Origin of the sequence: Methanocaldococcus fervens AG86 (assembly GCF_000023985.1) — an archaeon.
Taxonomy (GTDB): domain Archaea; phylum AGJL01; class Methanococci; order Methanococcales; family Methanocaldococcaceae; genus Methanocaldococcus; species Methanocaldococcus fervens.
Genome location: NC_013156.1, coordinates 181,306 through 202,573 on the forward strand (window position 1 = coordinate 181,306; position 21,268 = coordinate 202,573).

The window sequence follows — 21,268 nt, forward strand, 5'->3', positions numbered from 1 at the left end:
GATGAAATTTTTATTGATAGCTTCAAACAAAGATTTGGCAAGCAAAAATATAGCCAACCATATTAAAGAATATTTTGATGTATTTGAAACCGATAAGGAGCTTTTGTCATTAACAGACAAAGATTTAGAAAAGGCAGATTATTATATATTTTTATCAAAGCATAGAAGCACAGCCAATAAACCTTCTTTAACAGTCCACACTCCCGGAAATTTAACTGAAGACAATTCTTTTGGAGGAAATCCTAAGGAGGTTTGCCCGTGTGATGCAGTTTTAAATACTCTTTTATTAAAAAATATTTATAAAAATTACAGAAATTATTTTGAAAGTGGCAAAATTAAAGAGTTTGATGTCTCTTTTGAAGTAGTTCACCACTCACCAACTGATTTAAAATCACCAACGGTATTTGTTGAAATTGGAAGCAGTGAGAAAGAATGGGTTTTAAAAGAAGCTGGAGAGATAATAGCCAAATCAGTTTTAGAAACAATCGACGCTATAAAAAACAACGAGTACGATAAAAAAATTAGAGCCATTGGATTTGGTGGGGGGCATTATGCTCCAAAATTTACAAAACTTGCTTTAGAAGGCAAATATTATTTTGGCTATTTAATTCCAAAATATGCTTCAGTTTCTGAAGAGGTTTTAAACCAACTCATCAATAAGATGGAGCTGGATAAAGCCCTTATAGACTGGAAAGGATGTAGAGGGGAAGATAAAAGAAAGTATATTGAATTCCTCGAAAAGAATAGAATTGAATGGGAGAGAGTTTAATTTTTAATTTATTTATATTTATTAATTTTATTTTGGAGGGAATCAAATGACAAAGAATTTAAGAGATTTACTTTTAGCATTTAAAAGTGGAGAAATTAGTTTAGAAGAAGTTGAGAAACAAATAAAATTTAATTATTTTGAAGAAATTGAAAATAAATTAAAATTAGATGTTAATAGGCATTTTAGGACAGGGGTTCCAGAGGTTGTTTATGGTAGGGGGAAGGAGTTGGATGAAATAATTAAAGCGACAATAAAACTTGCAGAAAAAAATGGTATTGCGTTGGCAACTAAAATAGAGGATGTGGAAAAGCTTAACGAAGAGATAAAAAAGTATGATTTAAAAAACTATATTATAAAGATTAACAAAAAAGCTAAGACATTAATAATAAAAAATAAAAACTACAGCGTTAAAAAAATAGGTAAGGTAGGGATATTAACAGCTGGAACTTCAGATATTCCAATAGCAGAGGAGGCTAAAGATACGTTAGAAGTGATGGGGGTTGAAGTTATAACATATTACGATGTAGGGATTGCTGGCATTCATAGGTTGTTCCCAGCCCTAAAAAAGATGGTTGAGGAGAATGTTTGCTGTATTATTGTTGTTGCCGGTATGGAGGGGGCTCTTCCATCTGTAGTTTCATCAATGGTTGATATCCCAGTTATTGGAGTGCCAACATCAACATCTTATGGAATAAAGATAACTCCACTCCTAACAATGCTACACACCTGCTCTCCAGGAATAGTAGTTGTTAATATTGATAATGGGTTTGGAGCAGGAGTTTTTGCAGGTTTAATAGCTAAAAAAGTTTATGAGGGAAATCATGATAAAAATCATAGAGGGGGAGTTAATAGAAACACTGAATGATGGAAAAATAGATGATACTATAAAAGAATTGGAAAATGGATACATCCTTATTTTAGTTAAAGATAACAATACTCTGCATGAGGGATATGTGTTTGTTGAAGATGGGAAAATTGTTGGTTATTTTTATACTGATAATAAATCAACTGAAATTTTTGGAAATGCTGAAAAAGTCCTCGAATTGTTAAACCATGAAAATAAAGTTATAGAGGTTTACAAATATGATAAAGATAAGTTAAACCTAATGAAATGGCTATATCCAGAGATGTTTGCAATAGAAAAAGATGAAAAAAAAGATAAAAAAGAAATTAAAAAAGAGGATATAAAATATCTTGATATAAAACTTAACATTCCTTTAGATGTTCCTATTGCAACAGATGTAAAAGATTTTAAGGAATATTTAAAAGATGATAAATATATTATTGTAAATGCATATAGAAAAAATCCTGAAGGATATGAAAACGCATACATTGTATACAAAGGAAAAAACCCTATAGCAGCAGCCTGTGAATGTAACTATGGAGTTTTACTTGGAAAAGATGCATGTAAAAAGATAGAGCAAATGTTAAATGATAAAAATTCAGTTGTTGATGTATATGAATACGATGAAATGAAATTAAATGTTTTATTGGATTTATATCCTGAAATGAAGATTGAAGAGGAAAAAGAGAGTGAAAAAGAAGTTTATAATGAGATGGGAGAAATTGATAAAGAAGAAGAAATTGAAATATCGAGGGAGGAGTTATTAAAAAGATTGGGGCTGAAAGAACCTGATGAAGAATGGGTAGAGGCAGTGTTAGAAGATCTATTTAGACCAGGTGATGAAGAAATAAATGAATTGAAGAGAAAAATAGAAAATGAAATAATTGAAAATGTTAAAAATATTGATGGGGTTGAGGATGTTAAGCCCAATATAGAGATCAAATGGGAGAATGGAAGGTACTTTATACTTGGAGATGTTAATATAAAAAGAAAGAGAATATTTGGAATTATTAAAAAAGATGTGGATCCCTCAATTATTAAATTTGAAATTGATAGAATACTTAAAAATAATATTCTAAACTATACTTCAGACATATCGATTAATATCGAATAAAAAGAGAGGTTTAATTATGAATGAGGGGATGTTATTTTTAATCTTATTTATACTTGGAGTGACCATCGGAGCAGGGATTTATTGCTATAGAGAAAAGGAAAAAAGAAAGACTTATAAATTTATTGAAATGGAAATTATTGAAGGTCTTAAAGAATTAAAGCCCTATATCGCTCCAGACGAAAATAAAGAATATACTGAGGAATTTGATTTAGTGGAGATTGCCCTTTCCCACGATATAGAAGATATTGTTGTTGTTAATGATGAAGGATTAGTTGTAGCCTCTACATTAAAAGGTGGGGATGACTTTGGAGCTATCGGACTTGGAATATTTGAATACATTAAAAAATTCCATGACAATATTAAAAAGGTTGTGATACAGAAGGGAGATAATTACATTCACATATACCCATTAAAGTGTAATAATGAAAACTTATATGCTATTATAGAATCAAAAATTATGCTTGAAACTATAGAGGAAAAAGAAATACTTAGAAAAGTAAATGAAGTCCTTAAAAAATATTTTGGAAATGTTGAAAATATAAAAAAGGAAAATATTAATTTTTAGATTTTAAATTGGTAAAATAGTTCCTTTAACTGGAACATATGTTGGGATCTTTAAAGTTTTCCAAATAGTCATTGCAAATGATAAGGATTGATACCTCTCACCATGCATAACTATTGCCTTTTCTGGCTTAGGAATCTTTTTTATATACCTAACTAATGAGTTGTAGTCACCATGGGCTGAAAATTCTATTTTAACAACCTTCCCTCTTACAGGAATTTTATTTTTAAATGGCTGAATTTCTTTAGCTCCTTCTTCCAATTCTCTACCTAAAGTTCCCTCCGCCTGATAACCAGTTAATATTAGTTTATTTTTTGGATCTTTTAATAATTTTAAATATTTTAATACTGGCCCTCCTTGAACCATTCCAGATGTTGATACAATAATACATGGCTCTTTATTGAAAACTAAACTTTCATCCGCTTTTTTCACAACGCCAAATGGATTAATTCTATTTTCAACCATATTCTTTATTTTAGGATTTAACCAATTTATATAGCTTAGATAAACGGCAGTAGCATGAATTAAAGCGCCATCAGTGTATATAGGAACTTCTTTTAATTTCCCACTTCTCATATAGTTATTTATGATCAATAGTATTTCCTGAGCCCTACCAATCGCAAATACTGGAATTATTACTTTTCCTCCATTTTCTATTGTTTCAGCTATTTCTTCAATTAACTGCTTCTCTAACGTTTTTCTCGCAGGTTTTATATCCAATGAAGAGCCGTAGGTGGATTCTATAATTAAAACATCAATTTCATCGATATCAGTATCTGCTGGAAGTAGGGTTCTTGAAATCCCCTCATTTATGTCTCCAGTGTAGAGGATTTTCTTCCCATCTGCTTCCAAATAAATGGAAGCACTTCCCAATATATGCCCTGCATTGTAAAACTTAAATTTTATATCATCAGTAATCTGCCTCTCTTCATAGTAGTTTAAGCATTCAATACTTTCCATCGCCTGCTGAATATCCTCTTCTTTATAAGCTTTTGTCAGATTTAAAGTATCTCTCCATGTTATAAACATTAAATCAGCTGTTGGATGTGTGCAATAGATTTTTTTGAATTTATAGAAAGGAACTGCCCCACAGTGGTCGAGATGAGCGTGAGATATGATAACGGCATCTATTAATTTATCATCAACTTTTGGAATCTCTCCAGTATCTGGAGACATACCACAATCTAACAACACTCTACTTTTTTGCGTTTCTACTTCAACACAACTCATTCCAATCTGCTGACAACCTCCATGAAACTTTAATAAAACCATAGCGATCATCCCAAAAATTATATATATTTTTTTAAATAAATCCTAATTACCCTGAGGCGTAGAAAAGCTATTTGAATATCCACCATAATAAATTAAATCAAATTGACCTTAATTAATCGATATTAAATCAATCATAAAAATAAAAACTAAAAGTAAGCTGTAACCTTATGGGCGTCTATTTTATTATTTTTAATCTTACTATAAAAAGGCATTGGTGAAGGTAATGGAACATAGACATGTCATATCTGCATTAGTTTTAAATAAACCAGGGGTCTTACAGAGGATTTCGGGATTATTTACAAGAAGGGGTTTTAATATTTCAAGCATAACAGTTGGAGTAACAGAGAATCCACAGATTTCAAGGGTTACGATTGTTGTTAATGGCGATGATAAGATATTAGAGCAGGTTGTTAAACAACTCAACAAATTAATTGACGTTATAAAGGTTAGTGAGCTAGAGGAAAAGAAATCCGTTCAGAGAGAACTCTGCTTAATAAAAGTATATGCACCAACGGAAAGTGCTAAATCTCAAGTTATTCAATATACGAGCATATTTAGAGGAAATGTTGTCGATTTAAGTCCTGAATCTTTAATTGTGGAGATAACTGGTAGTGAAGATAAAATAAACGCATTCATTGAATTAGTTAAACCTTTAGGAATTAAAGAAATGGCAAGAACTGGAATAACAGCGTTGGCAAGGGGACCTAAAGTTTTAAAGCCAAAAAGTTAATGTTAAGGTGAAAAACATGGATGAAGCTAAAATGAAATGTGGTTTGGAGATACACGTTCAAATTGATACAAAGTCAAAATTATTTTGTAATTGTTCAACAAATTATTTAGATGCTGAACCAAATACAAACGTTTGCCCTGTCTGTTTAGGTTTGCCTGGAGCTAAGCCACTCTCTCCAAATAAAAAAGCAGTAGAAGTTGCTATAATGGTAGCAAAGATGCTTGGATGTAAAATTGTTGTTGATAAAGATATTTACTTCCAAAGAAAGCATTACGATTATCCTGATTTACCAAGCGGTTATCAAAGAACTTCAACACCTATTGGAGTTGATGGGGAGTTTATGGGTATTGGAATAGCTGAAGTGCATTTAGAAGAAGATCCTGGGCAGTATAACCCAAGTTTTGGAATTGTTGATTACAATAGGAGCGGAACTCCTTTGATTGAGATTGTTACAAAGCCAGATATAAAAAGCCCTGAAGAGGCAAGAGAGTTTTTAAAACAGTTAATGACTTTGTTTAGGTATCTTGGTTGTTTGAGAGGAGAAGGGACGATGAGAGCTGACGTAAACATATCTATCGAATATATGGGCGTTCAAGGAAACAGGGTTGAGGTTAAAAACGTTAACTCAATCAAAGGAGTTTATAAAGTTTTAAAATATGAATTAATTAGGCAGAAAAACATTATTAAGAGAGGGGGAGAAGTTAAGAGAGAAACAAGGGCATTTTTGGAAAGCCAAATGATAACTAAGGCTATGAGAAGTAAGGAAACAGCTGAAGATTATAGATACATCCCAGACCCTGACATTCAGCCAATTGTTATCTCTGAAAAATGGGTTAAGGAAATAGAGGAGAAGATGCCTGAAACTCCTTTAGCTAAGAAGAAGAGATTTATTGAAGAGTATGGGATAGATGAAGATGATGCCAGTGTATTAGTTTCTGATTTAGATATGGCTGAGATGTTTGAAGAAGTTGTTAAATCTTTAGGAATTAATAAAGAAAATGTTGATTTGGCTGTAACTTGGATTAGAAATGAGTTGAGAAGAAGTTTACAGTATCACAAAGTAGATTTATATGAAAGTGGGGTTAAGGCAGAGCATATAGTTGAGTTAATAAAATTAATTAAAGAGGGAGTTATATCACAAAAGATAGCTAAGGAGATTGTTGATTTATTGGTTATAAATAGAGGAAGTAAGATGCCAAAACAAATAGTTGAAGAGCTTGGATTAACAGTAATTAAAGATGAAGACGCCTTAATCAAAGCTGTTGAAGAGGCTATTAAAAACAATCCAAAGGCAGTTGAAGATTATCTAAGCGGTAAGAAAGAAGCGCTAAACTTCTTAATGGGGCAGGTAATGAGATTAACAAGGGGAAGAGCAGAGCCTAAGAGAGTTATTGAGTTATTGAAAGAGAGATTAGATAAATAAATTTATTTTCTTTTTTATTGTTTTTTGGATTTTAGGTGATAAAATGGCAGACCTTGATAGAAAGCTAATTGAGATTTTAGATATTTTATCTAAATCAAAAGAGCCTGTAGGGGCTAAGGTTATAGCCAAAGAACTTAATAAAAGAGGATATAAGATCGGGGAGAGAGCGGTTAGGTATCATTTGAAGCTACTGGACAGTATGAAACTAACAAAAAAGGTAGGTTATGCCGGTAGGGTTATAACTGAGAGAGGTTTAGAAGAGTTAGAGAAAGCCAATATCTCCTATAGATTGGGGAGTATTTACTCAAATATATTGGAGAAAACAATTTCCGCAAATTACAATTTTGGATACGTTGTTATAAATAGATGCCATGTTTATGCTGATTTTAACGATGTTTTAAAAATCATTAAAAGCGTTTATGAATCTGGATTAGCTGTTGGAGATAGAATAGGAATAATGGATAGAGAAAAGTTTGTAGAGGTAAACACGCTCTGCTCATTGAATTTTGATAATATACTATTACAAAATGGCATCTTCCCATTACATTTATGTGCTGGAGTAGTTAAATATGAAGACGGAAAGCCGGTAGAATTTAAAGAAATTATAAAGTATAAATGCACATCCATAGATCCGTTGAGGGCATTTATTGAAAAGAAAGAAACTGATGTTATGGGGATTATAGAGAATGGGGAGGGTTATCTGCCAGCAAACTTTAGATGTTTTGGAGTTGGATTTTTAGAAAAATTTAAAAGTATTTTGGAGAAGGATGAGCTAAAGTGTGTAATTAGCTACGGAACAGAGAACGTTTTAGGTTTGGATGTTGGAGACGATAAAGTTGGAGTAGCTTTGATTGGAGGTTTAACACCAATAGCTCCGTTTGTAGAAAACGATTATTATGTAGAGATGTCCCCAATGTCATCAACTGTTAGATTGGAATCATTATACAAAATTAAGAAGAATCCAAGAGACATTGTAACAAAGAAGGCAAATATAAGAATAAAAACTGCACTATCAAAGATGTTCAATGCCATGGCAAAGGTAACCTACGATATAGATGAAGAAGATGGGGATGTTGTTGTAAACACTGCATTTATTGATAAAAATTACATAGATGAGGCTTTAGATTTATTAAAAGAGGCATACAAAAAAGGTTTAGGAATATCCGATAGATTTGGGATTGTTGAGGAAAAGGATAAGGTAAAGATTCAAACAGTTTGTGCGGTAACATTGGATGGAATATTTTTAAGAAACTCAATTCCTGTAATTCCAAAGTATGGAGGGGTTTTAGAGATAACTGAAGAGAAGGAGAGGTTTATTGATATAATTGGCTATGATGGGTCATCATTAGACCCACATGAGGTTTTCTTTAATTCTGTTGATTGTGAAAAAACATTTTTAGCAGGATTTAGGGAAGTACATAGAGTTGCAAGGGAAAGATTGGAAGAGATTTTAGAGAGGTTGGGTTGGAACGGTATTAAAACCATAGGAGAACCAAACAATGAACTTTACGGCATTAATGTAAATAAAGACATGTGTGGAGTTGTAACCCTTGGGGGAACTAACCCATTAGTATTATTAAAAGAAAATGAAATACCAATTGAATTAAGGGCGATGCATGAAGTTGTTAAATTCTCAGATTTAAAAAGTTATGATGATGTATAAGAAGAAACTTTTCTTTAAGAAAGTTTCATCAAAACTAAAGTGGGGTTGCCAAAGGCTACCTCACTCCAGGTATACCAATAGGGCGTAAGCTATGGTTGACAAAAAACTGATTTTATTGATTCAGTAATGGCTTTGATAATATAGTCATCACTTATCCTCTCGGCATCTTTTGATGTTAAATCAATCCTCAAGCTTTTACTTGCTCCAGGCATACCAGCTACAGTTATGGTTATGATTCCAAAATTTTTTAACAAATTAAACCCAATTTCAACGAGTTTTTTAATATTTACTTCATCATTTTTATAAACCCTTTTTATTGCAAATCCAGTCGGTGTTTTTTCATACACAATCTCTATGTTTGTATCAACTTTTTTAAGTTCTTTATTTAACTGCTCAATCTTAGACAAATCAAAGTTTTTTGCTCTTTCAAATGCTTTTTTTACCCTCTCTAAATTAAAGTTTTCTAAAGCCCTATAAATTCCAGCCAATAATGGAGGCTGAGCCTCTAAACCAAACTTAGTACCTTCAATATATATTTTATCAACAAGCTCTTTTTTTCCTGCCAATAACCCTCCTCTTGGACCTTCCATAAGCTTATCTGTGCTTGTAACCACTAAATCAGCTCCCAATTTTAATGCTGGTGGTTGATTAAATAACAACCTAACTCTCGCTCCAGAAGCATCATCAACAAAAACAATAGCCCCCTTATTTTTCGCTTCATCAATAACCTTTTTAAAATTCTCAAGCTCTACAACTTTTAGGTCCATTGTTGAGCCAGTAATGACAACTAAACTATCTTTATCTATTTTGTTTAAAATTTCTTCTATGTTATCGGATTCAAAATACTCAGCATTGGTTATTTTACAACTTCTCTCTATTGAAGGATGTCCAGGAAGTTCTGGAAGATAGTGAACAACTTTTTTTGGTTTTAAAGCTAAGATTGTTGCTAAGATTGCGGAAGAGGTTCTATTGAAGGCGACACATTTATCATCCTCATCTCCACCTAAATGTTTCAGTCCATATTCGTCAACTTTTTCTGCAAAATAGGATGCTCCAATGTATGTATTTAGTAAATTTTTGTCCTCTTCAGTTATTAAAAACCCTCCTGACAATCCACTTAAATCATATAATCCTTCCCTACCTTTTTCATTTAATATTTCTAAAATAATCTTTCTTGCTTTTTCTAATCTTAAAAATTCCTCATAATCAGAAGGCATTAGACCACCTGTTGGATTATTAAAAATAAATAAAATGTATAAAATAATGATCTATCCAGCTCCACAAGCTTCTCCTAAATCTATGTCTTTTAATTTTCCATCCTCCAACTCCTCTTCTTCTAATTTTTTAACAACTTCATCGATATCTTCTCTTCTCTCTTCTATCTTTGACTTATCAATAACCTTTAATAGATGAGGTCTGTACATTAAGTTGTTATCTAACAAAACCCAAACTTCGCCATTTTCGTCTTTTTTTATATCAACAACTTTTCCTTTTGTTCCTGTATTAATGTAGACTACATAGTCCCCAACTTTGATGTCAATCTCACCCATATGCCTCACGCTCTAAATTTTATAAGAAATATTTAAAGACTTCATGTGTTATATAATTTATTCAATATTGTTCTATTCCTAAAAACGTTGCATGTAACAATTTCTCGCTATAGGGTGCACTCGAAGGATGCGTCCCCAATCTGAAGAGGTTGGGGCTGAGGCAAGCCCACGACTGGTGGTGAAACCCCGCAGCAACCAGCCGCAAGAAAGGTTTATCCTTTCTTGCGACCGTACCTCCCACTTAATTCCGGTTGATCCTGCCGGAGGCCACTGCTATCGGGGTCCGACTAAGCCATGCGAGTCAAGGGGCTCCTTCGGGAGCACCGGCGCACGGCTCAGTAACACGTGGCTAACCTACCCTCGGGTGGGGGATAACCTCGGGAAACTGAGGCTAATCCCCCATAGGGGAGGAGGTCTGGAATGATCCCTCCCCGAAAGGCGCAAGCCGCCCGAGGATGGGGCTGCGGCGGATTAGGTAGTTGGTGGGGTAACGGCCCACCAAGCCTACGATCCGTACGGGCCCTGAGAGGGGGAGCCCGGAGATGGACACTGAGACACGGGTCCAGGCCCTACGGGGCGCAGCAGGCGCGAAACCTCCGCAATGCGCGAAAGCGCGACGGGGGGACCCCGAGTGCCCACGCTCCGCGTGGGCTTTTCCGGAGTGTAAACAGCTCCGGGAATAAGGGCTGGGCAAGTCCGGTGCCAGCAGCCGCGGTAATACCGGCGGCCCGAGTGGTGGCCACTGTTATTGGGCCTAAAGCGTCCGTAGCCGGCCCGGTAAGTCTCTGCTTAAATCCTGCGGCTCAACCGCAGGGCTGGCAGAGATACTGCCGGGCTTGGGACCGGGAGAGGCCGGGGGTACCCCAGGGGTAGCGGTGAAATGCGTTGATCCCTGGGGGACCACCTGTGGCGAAGGCGCCCGGCTGGAACGGGTCCGACGGTGAGGGACGAAGGCCGGGGGAGCAAACCGGATTAGATACCCGGGTAGTCCCGGCTGTAAACTCTGCGGACTAGGTGTCGCGTCGGCTTCGGGCCGACGCGGTGCCGAAGGGAAGCCGTTAAGTCCGCCGCCTGGGGAGTACGGTCGCAAGACTGAAACTTAAAGGAATTGGCGGGGGAGCACTACAACGGGTGGAGCCTGCGGTTTAATTGGATTCAACGCCGGGCATCTTACCAGGGGCGACGGCAGGATGAAGGCCAGGTTGACGACCTTGCCAGACGCGCCGAGAGGTGGTGCATGGCCGTCGTCAGCTCGTACCGTGAGGCGTCCTGTTAAGTCAGGTAACGAGCGAGACCCGCGCCCCATGTTGCTACCTCCTCCTCCGGGAGGAGGGCACTCATGGGGGACCGCCGGCGCTAAGCCGGAGGAAGGTGCGGGCAACGACAGGTCCGCATGCCCCGAATCCCCTGGGCTACACGCGGGCTACAATGGCCGGGACAATGGGACGCGACCCCGAAAGGGGGAGCGAATCCCCTAAACCCGGTCGTAGTCCGGATCGAGGGCTGTAACTCGCCCTCGTGAAGCCGGAATCCGTAGTAATCGCGCCTCACCATGGCGCGGTGAATGCGTCCCTGCTCCTTGCACACACCGCCCGTCACGCCACCCGAGTTGAGCCCAAGTGAGGCCCTGTCCGCGAGGGCAGGGTCGAACTTGGGTTCAGCGAGGGGGGCGAAGTCGTAACAAGGTAGCCGTAGGGGAACCTGCGGCTGGATCACCTCCTGAGAAAAAAGGTGCTGGTTGCTGTGGGGCACTAAACCAGTCGTGGGCTTGCCTCATAGGAGAAGTGGGCCCGTAGCTCAGCTGGGAGAGCGCCGGCCTTGCAAGCCGGAGGCCGTGGGTTCAAATCCCACCGGGTCCACTATATGTGCAGCCTGCAACTCCAAAGAGTTGCAGGTGAAGGGCCTGACAAAACATGAAGGCCATGCATAGGCTTCCACATCCCGGTGAAATCTGGATACTCTGCCGGGCCACCAGCCCACCTGGTGGATGGCTCGGCTCGGGGCGCCGAAGAAGGGCGTGGCAAGCTGCGATAAGCCCGGGGGAGGCGCAGGCAGCCGTAGAACCCGGGATCCCCGAATGGGACTTCCTGCCCCATTTGGGGCGCTCCCGTTAGGGAGCGGGAACGCGGGGAAAAGAAGCATCCGAGTACCCGCAGGAAAAGAAACCAACAGGGATGCCGGGAGTAGGGGCGACCGAAACCGGCACAGGGCAAACCGAACCCTTCGAGGAAACTCGAAGGGGATGTGGAGTTGCAGGGCCCCCAATACAGACCCTCCCAGGCGAAGCCGAAGTCCCCTGGAATGGGGCGCCATAGAGGGTGAAAGCCCCGTAGGCGTAAGCCTGGAGGGTCTTGGGGTGTCCCTGAGTACCGCGCGTTGGATATCGCGCGGGAAGCTGGGAGACATTAGGCTTCCAACCCTAAATACGTCCCGAGACCGATAGCGAACTAGTACCGTGAGGGAAAGCTGAAAAGCACCCCTTGCGGGGGGTGAAAAGAGCCTGAAACCAGGTGGGCACGGAATGGCACGGCCCGAAAGGTAACCACCCCGAAGGAAACTCCCGCGAGGGAGGAGTACGAGGGGTGGCATGCCGGGGTCGTGCCGTCCGTTTCGAAAAACGGGCCGGGGAGTGTACGGGTGTGGCGAGCCTAAGGGGTTCAACCCCGGAGGCGTAGGGAAACCGACATGCCCGCAGCCCTTATGGGCGAGGGGCGGGGTCTTAATGGGCCCGGAGTCACACCCGTACGACCCGAAACCGGGCGATCTAGGCCGGGGTAGGGTGAAGCCCCTCACCAGAGGGGTGGAGGCCCGCAGGGGTGTTACCGCGCAAAGTGCTCCTCTGACCCCGGTCTAGGGGTGAAAAGCCAATCGAGCCCGGAGATAGCTGGTTCCCCCCGAAATAACCCGCAGGTTAGCCGGGGGTTAGGTAGATGGCGGGGTAGAGCCACGGATAGGGTGTTTAGGGGGCGAAAGCCCTCGGCACCCTGTCAAACTCCGAACCCGTCATCACCGTAGCCCCCGAGTGAGGGCATACGGGTAAGCCGTATGTCCGAGAGGGGAACAACCCGGACCCGGGTTAAGGCCCCTAAGTGCCGGCTAAGTGTAAATGAGAAGGGAGTCCCTGGCCTAAGACAGCGGGGAGGTTGGCTTAGAAGCAGCCATCCTTTAAAGAGTGCGTAACAGCTCACCCGTCGAGGTCAGGGGCCCCGAAGATAACGGGGGCTAAGCCGGCCGCCGAGACCCGGGGGGGCCGAAAGGCCATCCGGTAGGGGGGCGTCCCGCGGGGGCAGAAGCTCGGCCGTGAGGTCGAGTGGACCCCGTGGGAACGAGAATCCCGGCAGTAGTAACAGCAAAGTGGGGTGAGAATCCCCACCGCCGAAGGGGCCAGGTTTCCACAGCAACGGTCGTCAGCTGTGGGTTAGCCGGTCCTAACCCTCGGGGTAATTCCCTCGAGGGGAAAGGGAAGCGGGTTAATATTCCCGCGCCACCGGGGTACGTGCGGCAACGCAAGGCCAGCTCCTGACGCTTCGGGGTAGGCCGACCACCCCCGTCGGGGTGGCCAAGCGCATAAGCCCGGGGAGTGCCGTAATGGCGAGAACCGGGCAAAAGCGTGATGGGCCCTCCGTTAGGAGGGTTCGGCTGAGCCCTGGAGCCCGTGAAAAGGGAGCTGGCAAGGATCCCCGGTGACCGTACCCAGAACCGACACAGGTGCCCCTAGGCGAGTATCCTAAGGCGTGTCGGGAGAATCCGGCCCAGGGAAGTCGGCAAATTGGCCCCGTAACTTCGGGAGAAGGGGTGCCTGCGGTCTTCTCTAAATGAGGGGACCGCAGGTCGCAGTGGCCAGGGGGGTCCGACTGTTTAATAAAAACACAGGTCTTGGCTAGCCCGTAAGGGTGTGTACCAAGGCCGACGCCTGCCCAGTGCCGGTACGTGAAACCCGGGTACAACCGGGCGAAGCGCCGGTAAACGGCGGGGGTAACTATAACCCTCTTAAGGTAGCGAAATTCCTTGTCGGGTAAGTTCCGACCTGCATGAATGGCGTAACGAGACCCCCACTGTCCCGGGCCGGAACCCGGTGAACCTACCATTCCGGTGCAAAGGCCGGAGACCCCCAGTGGGAAGCGAAGACCCCGTGGAGCTTTACTGCAGCCTGTCGTTGGGGCATGGCCGTGGGTGCACAGCGTAGGTGGGAGCCGTCGAAGCCACCCCTCCGGGGGTGGTGGAGGCGCCCATGGGACACCACCCACCCATGGCCATGTCCCTAACCCCGAATAGGGGGACACCGGCAGGTGGGCAGTTTGGCTGGGGCGGCACCCCCCTGAAAATGCATCAGGGGGGCCCAAAGGTCGGCTCAGGCGGGTCAGAACTCCGCCGTGGAGTGCAAGGGCAAAAGCCGGCCTGACTTGGTCGGTAACAGAGGCCGACCAAGAGGCGAAAGCCGGGCCTAGCGAACCCCTGTGCCTCACCGATGGGGGCCAGGGATAACAGAAAAGCTACCCCGGGGATAACAGAGTTGTCGCGGGCAAGAGCCCATATCGACCCCGCGGCTTGCTACATCGATGTCGGTTCTTCCCATCCTGGGCCTGCAGCAGGGCCCAAGGGTGGGGCTGTTCGCCCATTAAAGGGGATCGTGAGCTGGGTTTAGACCGTCGTGAGACAGGTTGGTTGCTATCTGCTGGGGGTGTCGGCCGCCTGAGGGGAAGGTGGCTCTAGTACGAGAGGAACGAGCCGCCGGCGCCTCTGGTCTACCGGTTGTCCGACAGGGCATTGCCGGGCAGCTACGCGCTAAGGGATAAGGGCTGAAGGCATCTAAGCCCGAAACCCTCCCCGAAAATAGGCGGCCAGTCCCTTCGGGGACGAGGGCTCCCGTAGAAGACGGGGTTGATAGGCCGGGGGTGTAAGCGCCGAGGGCACTGCCCGAGGCGTTCAGCCCGCCGGTACTAATCGCCCGAGGGCTCGGCAGAGTATCCAGACACTAAGCGGATGTGGAAGCCTATGCATGGCCTGAAAAAGTTTGGGATAATGTTGGTTTGAGTTTATTTTTATTTTACACCATTATATTCATTAATTTAAATGTTTAGATTAAGAGTGAAAATAAAAAAATAAATAAAAAAAGAAAGATATTACCTTTTCTTTTTCTTTTTATCATCTTCTTTTGTAATGATTATTCTTTCTGCCTTAATTACTGCATTTTGTAAAACTATTTTTATTCCTGAAGGTAGGCCTGCAAATGTTCCTGGCAAAGTCATTGTTGGGATTTCAATTCCTCCAACTTCTTCTTCCATCTCTTCCTCAACTTCTACCTCTTCTGTTATTTCCTCAACTTCAGCAGCCCCTATTCTTTCAGCACATGGATGCCCTTTTTCTTTCAAAAATTTAGCTAATTCATCAGTGGTCTTAACATCCTCTTCAGTGGCTATCTTATCATATAACTCTTCAGGTATTGCCTCTTTAACTCTCTCTTTTAACTCTTTTGGTAACCAAACTACTCTCTCCCAACCACCATCTCCTTGCAAAAACTTGGATGATTTCATATAAGCTATGGAAACTCCAAGAAATCCTGGAACTTGCTTTCCACCACTACACTGTCCAGCTAATGTTGAAAATGGAATTCCCATTGGAGTTTCTCCTTTGAACCCCCTATGTGCTATTCCAAAACCATCAATTTCAGGGATGTAGAAAACAACCGCTTCAAAACAACCACATGACGTGCAAGGCTTTTCTAATGCACTATGTAAAGCGACTTCTTCAACAGTTCCTTGAGATCTTTCTTTAACTACTTCATTAACTCCGCTATACACTCCCAATTTTTCATCTAAGCATTCTCCTTTTGGAATCTCGAATATTGGACCATTAGGATCTATCTTTGCAGCTGCTCTTGCATCTAAATAGTTGATACCACCACACAAAGCTGGTCTATCTGGTGTTATAACGCATACGTGTGTTGGGGCAAAACTCTGACACATTATACAGCCATAGAATACATCAACATCCTCTTCATGCAATGCTTTTGTTCTCTCATCTCTCTTGTTGTAAATTTCCCTTGCCTTCTCTAACTCTTCTTTAACTTTATCTGGATCAGTAATTAAGATAACGTCACACTTTTCAATGAATGGAAACTCAGCCTTAAATAACCTTTGAATTACCTTTCCAATATGCTCCAATCTTAGCCCTTTATTGAAAGAATCTTTGTTTATTCTAATCCAAACTTGGTCTCTTTGGTTTAAGTGCATAACTCCCTCCATATAGTTAAAGAATTCGTGTACTCTTCTCTCTAAAACTCCCTCTAAATCTTCCTCTAACTTTTCACCACTAACTTTAACAATTATGGCAAATGGGGTCCTACTCCCCTCTTCCATCTCATCTATGTCCTTTCCGACAATTTCAACTTTATCATCTGCCTTATCAACTACTTTAACCAATTCAAAACCATAACTCTTAGGCCCTGCTAATTCAACATACATATCAGGACCTCTAACTCTTTCCCCTTCATTCATCGGTCCTACAGAAACTGGAATGTCGCTAAACATGTTTTCTCACCTTAATTAGATTTTTTCACTAATTTCCTCTCTTAAAATTTCTAGTATCTTTTTCCTTTTCTCTTCCTTCATCATGTCAAGTGTTTCGTCTGATACTAAAAACAGGGCTTTATCTTTACATGCCTCAATACAGGCAGGAGTTATTCTATCGGTGTCTAGGCATAGAGTGCATTTATGTGCAACTTTATCTTTTATAAATATAGCCCCTATAGGGCAGGCAATTGCACACATCCCGCAAGCTATGCATCTCTCTTTCTCCACAATTGGAATACCTTCTTTTAGGTAAATTGCATCAACAGGGCAGATTTCTTTACAAGGGGCATTTTCACACTGCATACAAAATATAGGAATGCCATTAACCTTCCTTACTCTACTTTCTCCATGAATCTCTTTACATTTATTTATACAGTCATAACACTTAGTACATTTTTCAGGATTTAAAATAATGATTTTTGGGTTCATATTACCCCTCCAACAACTTATTAAGGTAGTCTAAATACTCCTCCATGCTGAGGTTTGGAAAAGAGTAGAGGGTGTTTGGCTGATAGTACTTATCTATCGAAACTGTAATTACATTTGAGAATTGTTTTAGATGTGTTGCTGCCTGAGCTAAATAATAATAAGTTATTCCAACAAATAATGCCAAATCATAGCTACTGTTTGCCAAAAATTTAATTAATGCCATTAAATTCATCTCTTCAGGTGTTTTTATCACTTCTAAATTATATTTCTCAATGAATTTTTCAATCAACTCTTTTTCTTTGTCTTCTAAGTTTTCTCCCAGTATTAAAATTGGTTTCTTAGCCCTTTTAATCATCATTTTTACGAGTTTTGGAGAAGTTATTTCAGCATGAGCCACATTACTCCCAGCTGTTGGAATATAGGCGATAAATCTCTCGTCCATTACTATCACCAAGTTTAAAAAATTAAATTTAATGTTAAAGTTTTAATTTAGTACAATATCGTTTGGTCTTGAGATACTTCTCTAAGCATAGAGGGAAACCCTCTATTGCTATACACCATAACAACTCCTCGCTTACGCTCGGAGGTGCAAATTATTATTTAATATAATATCGTTGGATCTTGTGGGTATTTCTCTAAAGGTTTCCAGCCTTTTTCTTCTAAGTAAGCCATTATTTTATCTTTCATCATGAAAGGAATATCTTTTTCAGTTCTAACGAATTTCTCTAAATCTGGAGGCATTCTTCCAAAGTATTTTTCATAGACATCAACGTAGTGGTAGATTTTGTTTGCCCTACCTTTTGGAGTATCGTTAGGCCTCATACAAAGCTTTGGAATCATACAAATGCATTCTTTAACGTTTTCAGCAGTTACAATTAAATGCTCTGGAACTGGGTCTATCTCTAAAATTTCCCCTGTTTTTTTATCTTTTGCTTTAAACTTCTCCCCATTGCTTAAATACAACCTTCTATATTTTGCCCCATGTGGCCCTACAATAACTGGGATTCCCCACCTGTTAACTCCAGTAGCAATTGCAGCTGCCTTTTGGCTCATAGCTCCCCATGCAACTCCAACAGCTCCAACTTTGTTTAGTATGTAATCAGCAACCTCTGCATAATTTCCTCTCAATGGAACTTTAGCAAAGATATTTGCTATTTTTATAGCTGCTCCACTTATGTGGCAGTTTGATAAGCAAGAACCGCAATTTACAAGCCCTCCTGCTCTAAACTCTCCAGGATATTTTTCATATAGTGTTTTTCCATCTTTATCTTTCCACATTCCAATAGCCATAGCAGCACAACCAGTAGCTACAATTATATACTTCCTCTCCAAAAACTCTTTAGCTATTAAAGCTACTTCCTCTTCACCATTTGGATGGTTTGAGCAACCAACTAAAGCAACAACTCCTGGAATATCCCCAAATACAATTGGAGCTCCAACACTTCTAATTTCAACATCTTTGATTGGCCCCCTACCAGCCCTTATCTTGAATTTTAAATCTTTATAATATGCCTCTCCAACCTTTGTAGTCATGCTAACTATTGGTAGATTCCTTGGACATATTGCTTCACATCTTCCACAGCCGTAACATCTCTTGTATAAATCAACGAATCCATCAAAATTACCCTGTTTTGCTAAAGCCATTGCTTCTTTAACTTTAAATGCATTTGGACAGTTTCTGTTACACCATCCGCATTCAGTACATTGCCTTGCCAACTCAACGACTTCGTCCAAGTTTGGTAATGTTTTTTTATCCTTCCTTTCTTTAGCCACTATTTTAGCAACTTCAACAGCTACTTTTCCAACCTTTTCCTCATCCAAAATTAAAGCCGCCCTATTTCTTAATAAGTAGCTAATGATCTCATCTTCATTCATGTGAGAAACATCTTCTAAACCTAAACACATTTTTTCATTTGTTGCTATCAAAACAGCCCCTGTTTTTAAAACCTCTTCTAAAATATCAGTCCTTATACATTGCTCATCTACAACTACAACATCCGCTACCCCACTTCTAACAAACATCAACTGCCTTGATAAAGGTCCAACAACCTTAGCCTTATCAGAAACTCTTGTAATATCTATAGCCGTACAGCAGATACCACAAACTTCTACTTCATCTTCCATATTTTTCTCTTCCAAGTATTCCAATATATAGCCCCCAGGAACTACATTATGCCCTATACATAAGATAACCGGCTTGTTTTTATCAATGCAACCAAATCCTAAATCTATCAATGGAGTGTCTTCATCTCCTTTTGGCATATTGTAAGCAACTATTTGGGCAATATCTCCAACTTCTCTTGCCAAGTCATCAATCATTCCTGCATGTAGAGCTTTGCTTTCAAAATCTAAATAATCCCCTTCTTGCCCAGTATGTGTTGCCGATAATAAGTGAGTTATTTGCTCTTCACAATAATCCAAGATTTTTTCCAAATCTCCCAATGTTTTTGGTTTCATTCCCATAACAGTTCTTGCTATTGGCATTTCAACTTCTATCTCATTACCTAAATCAATTGGGTAATTTCTACCAAATTTTTCAATTAGGTGGTGAACTAAATGCCTACTATGTCCTGCATGGCATGCTGCTCCAATACAGCAGGCAAGTAAAACTACTCTTGCTTGCTGAGCTTTAATGTTTAAACCACAAGCTCCTTTCTTCCCTTTACTTAAATCACACTTTCCAAATGTACACAAACAACACATGTCACAGATTGGCATATAAAATGGAGGATACCTCTCTAAAAGCTTAAAATCCCAATATCTTAATGTAGGAACTTTTGGTTTCGGTGTAGGTCCCATCGGTTCCCAATCTTCCTCTTCTTCCTCTCCAACTTTTATCTTCATTGATATATTGGCGTTTTTCATCTTAACTAACGGATTGAGAAGTTTTTTTGCATCAATTTCTATTTTATTCTCCATAACCATCACTTTTTAATTATCATGATTAATCATTATAATTCTTAAGGTTAGTTTGTAAAACTTTTATATATAAACTTTGTTATGATTAAAAGCAGATTTTGTATGAAAATTTTCTAAAGCTTTTACGATATCTTTTTCACAAATAGTCAATAATTTTATATGAAGCAATCTGCTATTATTAATTAAAACTACTTCAATGATATCATGCTTAGAGATGTTGCATTTGAATTTTTTATGATAATTGCATTAAGTATTTTTATTGGTTATATTATAGCAGAAAATACAAATAATAAGTTATGGATAGTTATCTTCCTATTATTTGGCATTTTTTGTGCATTTGGGAGATTATTTAAAATGATTGAGGATTATGAAAAAGGTGATTCTATTGGAAAAAAAGGTAAAAAATGAGGAGCTTATAGTTAAGGAAGAAGCTGAAACAAACTGGGATTATGGTTGCAACCCTTACGAAAGAAAAATAGAGGATTTAATAAAATACGGTGTTGTCGTTATTGATAAGCCGAGAGGCCCTACATCTCATGAGGTATCATCATGGGTTAAAAAAATCTTAAATTTGGATAAAGCTGGACATGGGGGGACATTAGACCCTAAAGTTACAGGGGTTTTGCCAGTAGCTTTAGAGAGAGCTACAAAAACAATACCTATGTGGCACATCCCTCCTAAAGAATACATCTGCTTAATGCATCTTCATAGAGACGCTTCTGAAGAAGATATATTGAGAATTTTTAAAGAATTCACTGGAAGAATTTATCAAAGACCTCCATTAAAGGCAGCTGTTAAAAGAAGATTAAGAATTAGAAAAATTTATGAGTTAGAATTATTGGATTTGGAAGGTAGAGATGTTTTATTTAGGGTTAAATGCCAATCTGGAACTTATATAAGAAAACTTTGTGAAGACATAGGAGAGGCATTAGGGACATCTGCCCATATGCAGGAGCTAAGAAGGGTTAAAAGTGGATGCTTTGAAGAGAAGGATGCCGTTTATCTTCAGGATTTGTTAGACGCTTATATATTTTGGAAAGAAGATGGGGATGAAGAAGAGCTGAGAAGGATCATAAAACCAATGGAATATGGATTGAGGCATTTAAAGAAGGTTGTTGTTAAAGACTCTGCTGTTGATGCTATTTGCCATGGAGCGGATGTTTATGTTAGAGGGATAGCAAAATTAAGTAAGGGTATTGGTAAGGGAGAGATAGTTTTAATTGAGACATTAAAAGGAGAGGCAGTTGGAGTAGGAAAGGCGTTAATGAATACAAAAGAGATATTAAATTCTGATAAAGGGATTGCCGTTGATGTTGAGAGGGTTTATATGGATAGGGGAACATATCCAAGAATGTGGAAGAAGAAGAAATAATAAGGTATATATAATTGCTAAAATATAGGGTAAATTTGTATAGTTTTTC

Annotated in this window: 16 protein-coding genes, 1 tRNA gene and 2 rRNA genes; 12 read left to right on the forward strand and 7 right to left on the reverse strand. The window is 40.1% G+C overall.

Features of this window, described 5'->3' with window-relative positions:
- Position 1: 1 nt before the first annotated feature.
- Genes MEFER_RS00935 through MEFER_RS00950 form a run of 4 tightly spaced genes read left to right on the forward strand, consistent with a single transcriptional unit; the run spans position 2 to position 3,292 of the window.
- A complete protein-coding gene (locus MEFER_RS00935; RefSeq protein WP_015790769.1) occupies positions 2-769 on the forward strand; it encodes a D-aminoacyl-tRNA deacylase in 768 nt (255 codons plus the stop codon).
- Positions 770-815: 46 nt separating this feature from the next.
- Positions 816-1,634, forward strand: a complete 819-nt coding sequence (gene larB / locus MEFER_RS00940) for a nickel pincer cofactor biosynthesis protein LarB (protein ID WP_015790770.1) — start codon at positions 816-818, stop codon at positions 1,632-1,634.
- Complete coding sequence (locus MEFER_RS00945; protein ID WP_015790771.1) at positions 1,591-2,727, forward strand: DUF2226 domain-containing protein; 1,137 nt, start codon at positions 1,591-1,593, stop codon at positions 2,725-2,727. Before larB ends, MEFER_RS00945 begins: the two co-directional genes overlap by 44 nt.
- Before the next feature lie 28 nt (positions 2,728-2,755).
- Positions 2,756-3,292, forward strand: coding sequence for a roadblock/LC7 domain-containing protein (locus tag MEFER_RS00950; protein WP_245527785.1), 537 nt, complete (start codon positions 2,756-2,758; stop codon positions 3,290-3,292).
- 3 nt (positions 3,293-3,295) lie between these two features.
- Here the strand turns inward: MEFER_RS00950 and MEFER_RS00955 are convergent, their stop codons facing one another.
- Positions 3,296-4,561, reverse strand: a complete 1,266-nt coding sequence (locus MEFER_RS00955; RefSeq protein ID WP_015790773.1) for an MBL fold metallo-hydrolase — start codon at positions 4,559-4,561, stop codon at positions 3,296-3,298.
- Between the two features lie 223 nt (positions 4,562-4,784).
- Here MEFER_RS00955 and ilvN point away from each other — a divergent pair, with 223 nt between their 5' ends.
- From ilvN to MEFER_RS00970, 3 genes are read left to right on the forward strand one after another with little or no spacing between them, the layout of a single operon-like run.
- On the forward strand, positions 4,785-5,291 hold the full coding sequence (gene ilvN, locus MEFER_RS00960) for an acetolactate synthase small subunit (protein WP_015790774.1): 507 nt from the start codon (positions 4,785-4,787) through the stop codon (positions 5,289-5,291).
- 16 nt (positions 5,292-5,307) lie between these two features.
- Entirely contained in the window at positions 5,308-6,714 is a 1,407-nt protein-coding gene (gene gatB / locus MEFER_RS00965; protein WP_015790775.1) for an Asp-tRNA(Asn)/Glu-tRNA(Gln) amidotransferase subunit GatB, read from the forward strand.
- A 43-nt stretch (positions 6,715-6,757) separates the two neighbouring features.
- Complete coding sequence (locus MEFER_RS00970; RefSeq protein WP_015790776.1) at positions 6,758-8,377, forward strand: DUF128 domain-containing protein; 1,620 nt, start codon at positions 6,758-6,760, stop codon at positions 8,375-8,377.
- Between the two features lie 89 nt (positions 8,378-8,466).
- On the opposite strand, the gene MEFER_RS00975 is transcribed toward MEFER_RS00970, so the two are convergent.
- Together MEFER_RS00975 and MEFER_RS00980 are read right to left on the reverse strand one after the other, a co-directional pair.
- Positions 8,467-9,594, reverse strand: a complete 1,128-nt coding sequence (locus MEFER_RS00975; protein ID WP_015790777.1) for a TIGR03576 family pyridoxal phosphate-dependent enzyme — start codon at positions 9,592-9,594, stop codon at positions 8,467-8,469.
- 51 nt (positions 9,595-9,645) lie between these two features.
- The gene (locus MEFER_RS00980; RefSeq protein WP_015790778.1) at positions 9,646-9,927 is read right to left on the reverse strand and encodes a DUF2098 domain-containing protein; all 282 of its coding nucleotides are present in this window, start codon (positions 9,925-9,927) and stop codon (positions 9,646-9,648) included.
- Positions 9,928-10,171: 244 nt separating this feature from the next.
- Between MEFER_RS00980 and MEFER_RS00985 the strand changes: the two genes are divergently transcribed.
- The 3 genes from MEFER_RS00985 (at position 10,172) to MEFER_RS00995 (ending at position 14,891) form a co-directional block, all read left to right on the forward strand.
- Positions 10,172-11,648: ribosomal RNA gene (locus MEFER_RS00985) — 16S ribosomal RNA — on the forward strand.
- Between the two features lie 65 nt (positions 11,649-11,713).
- Positions 11,714-11,786, forward strand: a tRNA-Ala gene (locus tag MEFER_RS00990).
- Positions 11,787-11,886: 100 nt separating this feature from the next.
- A 23S ribosomal RNA gene (locus MEFER_RS00995) occupies positions 11,887-14,891 on the forward strand.
- Together the 16S and 23S rRNA genes with 1 tRNA gene alongside form the textbook arrangement of a ribosomal RNA operon.
- Positions 14,892-15,050: 159 nt before the next feature.
- Here MEFER_RS00995 and cdhC read toward each other — a convergent pair.
- The 4 genes from cdhC to cdhA all read right to left on the reverse strand — a co-directional run bounded on the left by cdhC (position 15,051) and on the right by cdhA (position 19,853).
- Entirely contained in the window at positions 15,051-16,457 is a 1,407-nt protein-coding gene (gene cdhC, locus MEFER_RS01000; protein WP_015790779.1) for a CO dehydrogenase/CO-methylating acetyl-CoA synthase complex subunit beta, read from the reverse strand.
- A gap of 15 nt (positions 16,458-16,472) precedes the next feature.
- Entirely contained in the window at positions 16,473-16,928 is a 456-nt protein-coding gene (locus tag MEFER_RS01005; protein WP_015790780.1) for a 4Fe-4S dicluster domain-containing protein, read from the reverse strand.
- 1 nt (position 16,929) lies between these two features.
- Positions 16,930-17,370, reverse strand: coding sequence for a CO dehydrogenase/acetyl-CoA synthase complex subunit epsilon (gene cdhB, locus MEFER_RS01010; protein ID WP_015790781.1), 441 nt, complete (start codon positions 17,368-17,370; stop codon positions 16,930-16,932).
- Positions 17,371-17,528: 158 nt separating this feature from the next.
- On the reverse strand, positions 17,529-19,853 hold the full coding sequence (gene cdhA, locus MEFER_RS01015; RefSeq protein ID WP_015790782.1) for a CO dehydrogenase/acetyl-CoA synthase complex subunit alpha: 2,325 nt from the start codon (positions 19,851-19,853) through the stop codon (positions 17,529-17,531).
- A gap of 198 nt (positions 19,854-20,051) precedes the next feature.
- Between cdhA and MEFER_RS01020 the strand changes: the two genes are divergently transcribed.
- Positions 20,052-20,255 (forward strand): AtpZ/AtpI family protein, encoded by a 204-nt coding sequence (locus tag MEFER_RS01020; RefSeq protein ID WP_015790783.1) that lies wholly within the window; start codon positions 20,052-20,054, stop codon positions 20,253-20,255.
- On the forward strand, positions 20,224-21,219 hold the full coding sequence (locus MEFER_RS01025) for an RNA-guided pseudouridylation complex pseudouridine synthase subunit Cbf5 (RefSeq protein WP_048056390.1): 996 nt from the start codon (positions 20,224-20,226) through the stop codon (positions 21,217-21,219). The genes MEFER_RS01020 and MEFER_RS01025 overlap by 32 nt, the downstream gene beginning before the upstream one ends.
- Positions 21,220-21,268: the final 49 nt, after the last annotated feature.

Bases quoted from the DNA above. Each gene is read 5' to 3' on its own strand.
- MEFER_RS00975 (WP_015790777.1), bottom strand. From the start codon at position 9,594: ATGCCTTCTGATTATGAGGAATTTTTAAGATTAGAAAAAGCAAGAAAG.
- MEFER_RS00945 (WP_015790771.1), top strand. From the start codon at position 1,591: ATGATAAAAATCATAGAGGGGGAGTTAATAGAAACACTGAATGATGGA.
- MEFER_RS01020 (WP_015790783.1), top strand. From the start codon at position 20,052: ATGCTTAGAGATGTTGCATTTGAATTTTTTATGATAATTGCATTAAGT.
- MEFER_RS00970 (WP_015790776.1), top strand. From the start codon at position 6,758: ATGGCAGACCTTGATAGAAAGCTAATTGAGATTTTAGATATTTTATCT.
- cdhC (WP_015790779.1), bottom strand. From the start codon at position 16,457: ATGTTTAGCGACATTCCAGTTTCTGTAGGACCGATGAATGAAGGGGAA.
- MEFER_RS00935 (WP_015790769.1), top strand. From the start codon at position 2: ATGAAATTTTTATTGATAGCTTCAAACAAAGATTTGGCAAGCAAAAAT.
- cdhA (WP_015790782.1), bottom strand. From the start codon at position 19,853: ATGGTTATGGAGAATAAAATAGAAATTGATGCAAAAAAACTTCTCAAT.
- MEFER_RS00955 (WP_015790773.1), bottom strand. From the start codon at position 4,561: ATGGTTTTATTAAAGTTTCATGGAGGTTGTCAGCAGATTGGAATGAGT.
- cdhB (WP_015790781.1), bottom strand. From the start codon at position 17,370: ATGGACGAGAGATTTATCGCCTATATTCCAACAGCTGGGAGTAATGTG.
- gatB (WP_015790775.1), top strand. From the start codon at position 5,308: ATGGATGAAGCTAAAATGAAATGTGGTTTGGAGATACACGTTCAAATT.
- larB (WP_015790770.1), top strand. From the start codon at position 816: ATGACAAAGAATTTAAGAGATTTACTTTTAGCATTTAAAAGTGGAGAA.
- ilvN (WP_015790774.1), top strand. From the start codon at position 4,785: ATGGAACATAGACATGTCATATCTGCATTAGTTTTAAATAAACCAGGG.
- MEFER_RS00950 (WP_245527785.1), top strand. From the start codon at position 2,756: ATGTTATTTTTAATCTTATTTATACTTGGAGTGACCATCGGAGCAGGG.
- MEFER_RS01005 (WP_015790780.1), bottom strand. From the start codon at position 16,928: ATGAACCCAAAAATCATTATTTTAAATCCTGAAAAATGTACTAAGTGT.
- MEFER_RS00980 (WP_015790778.1), bottom strand. From the start codon at position 9,927: ATGGGTGAGATTGACATCAAAGTTGGGGACTATGTAGTCTACATTAAT.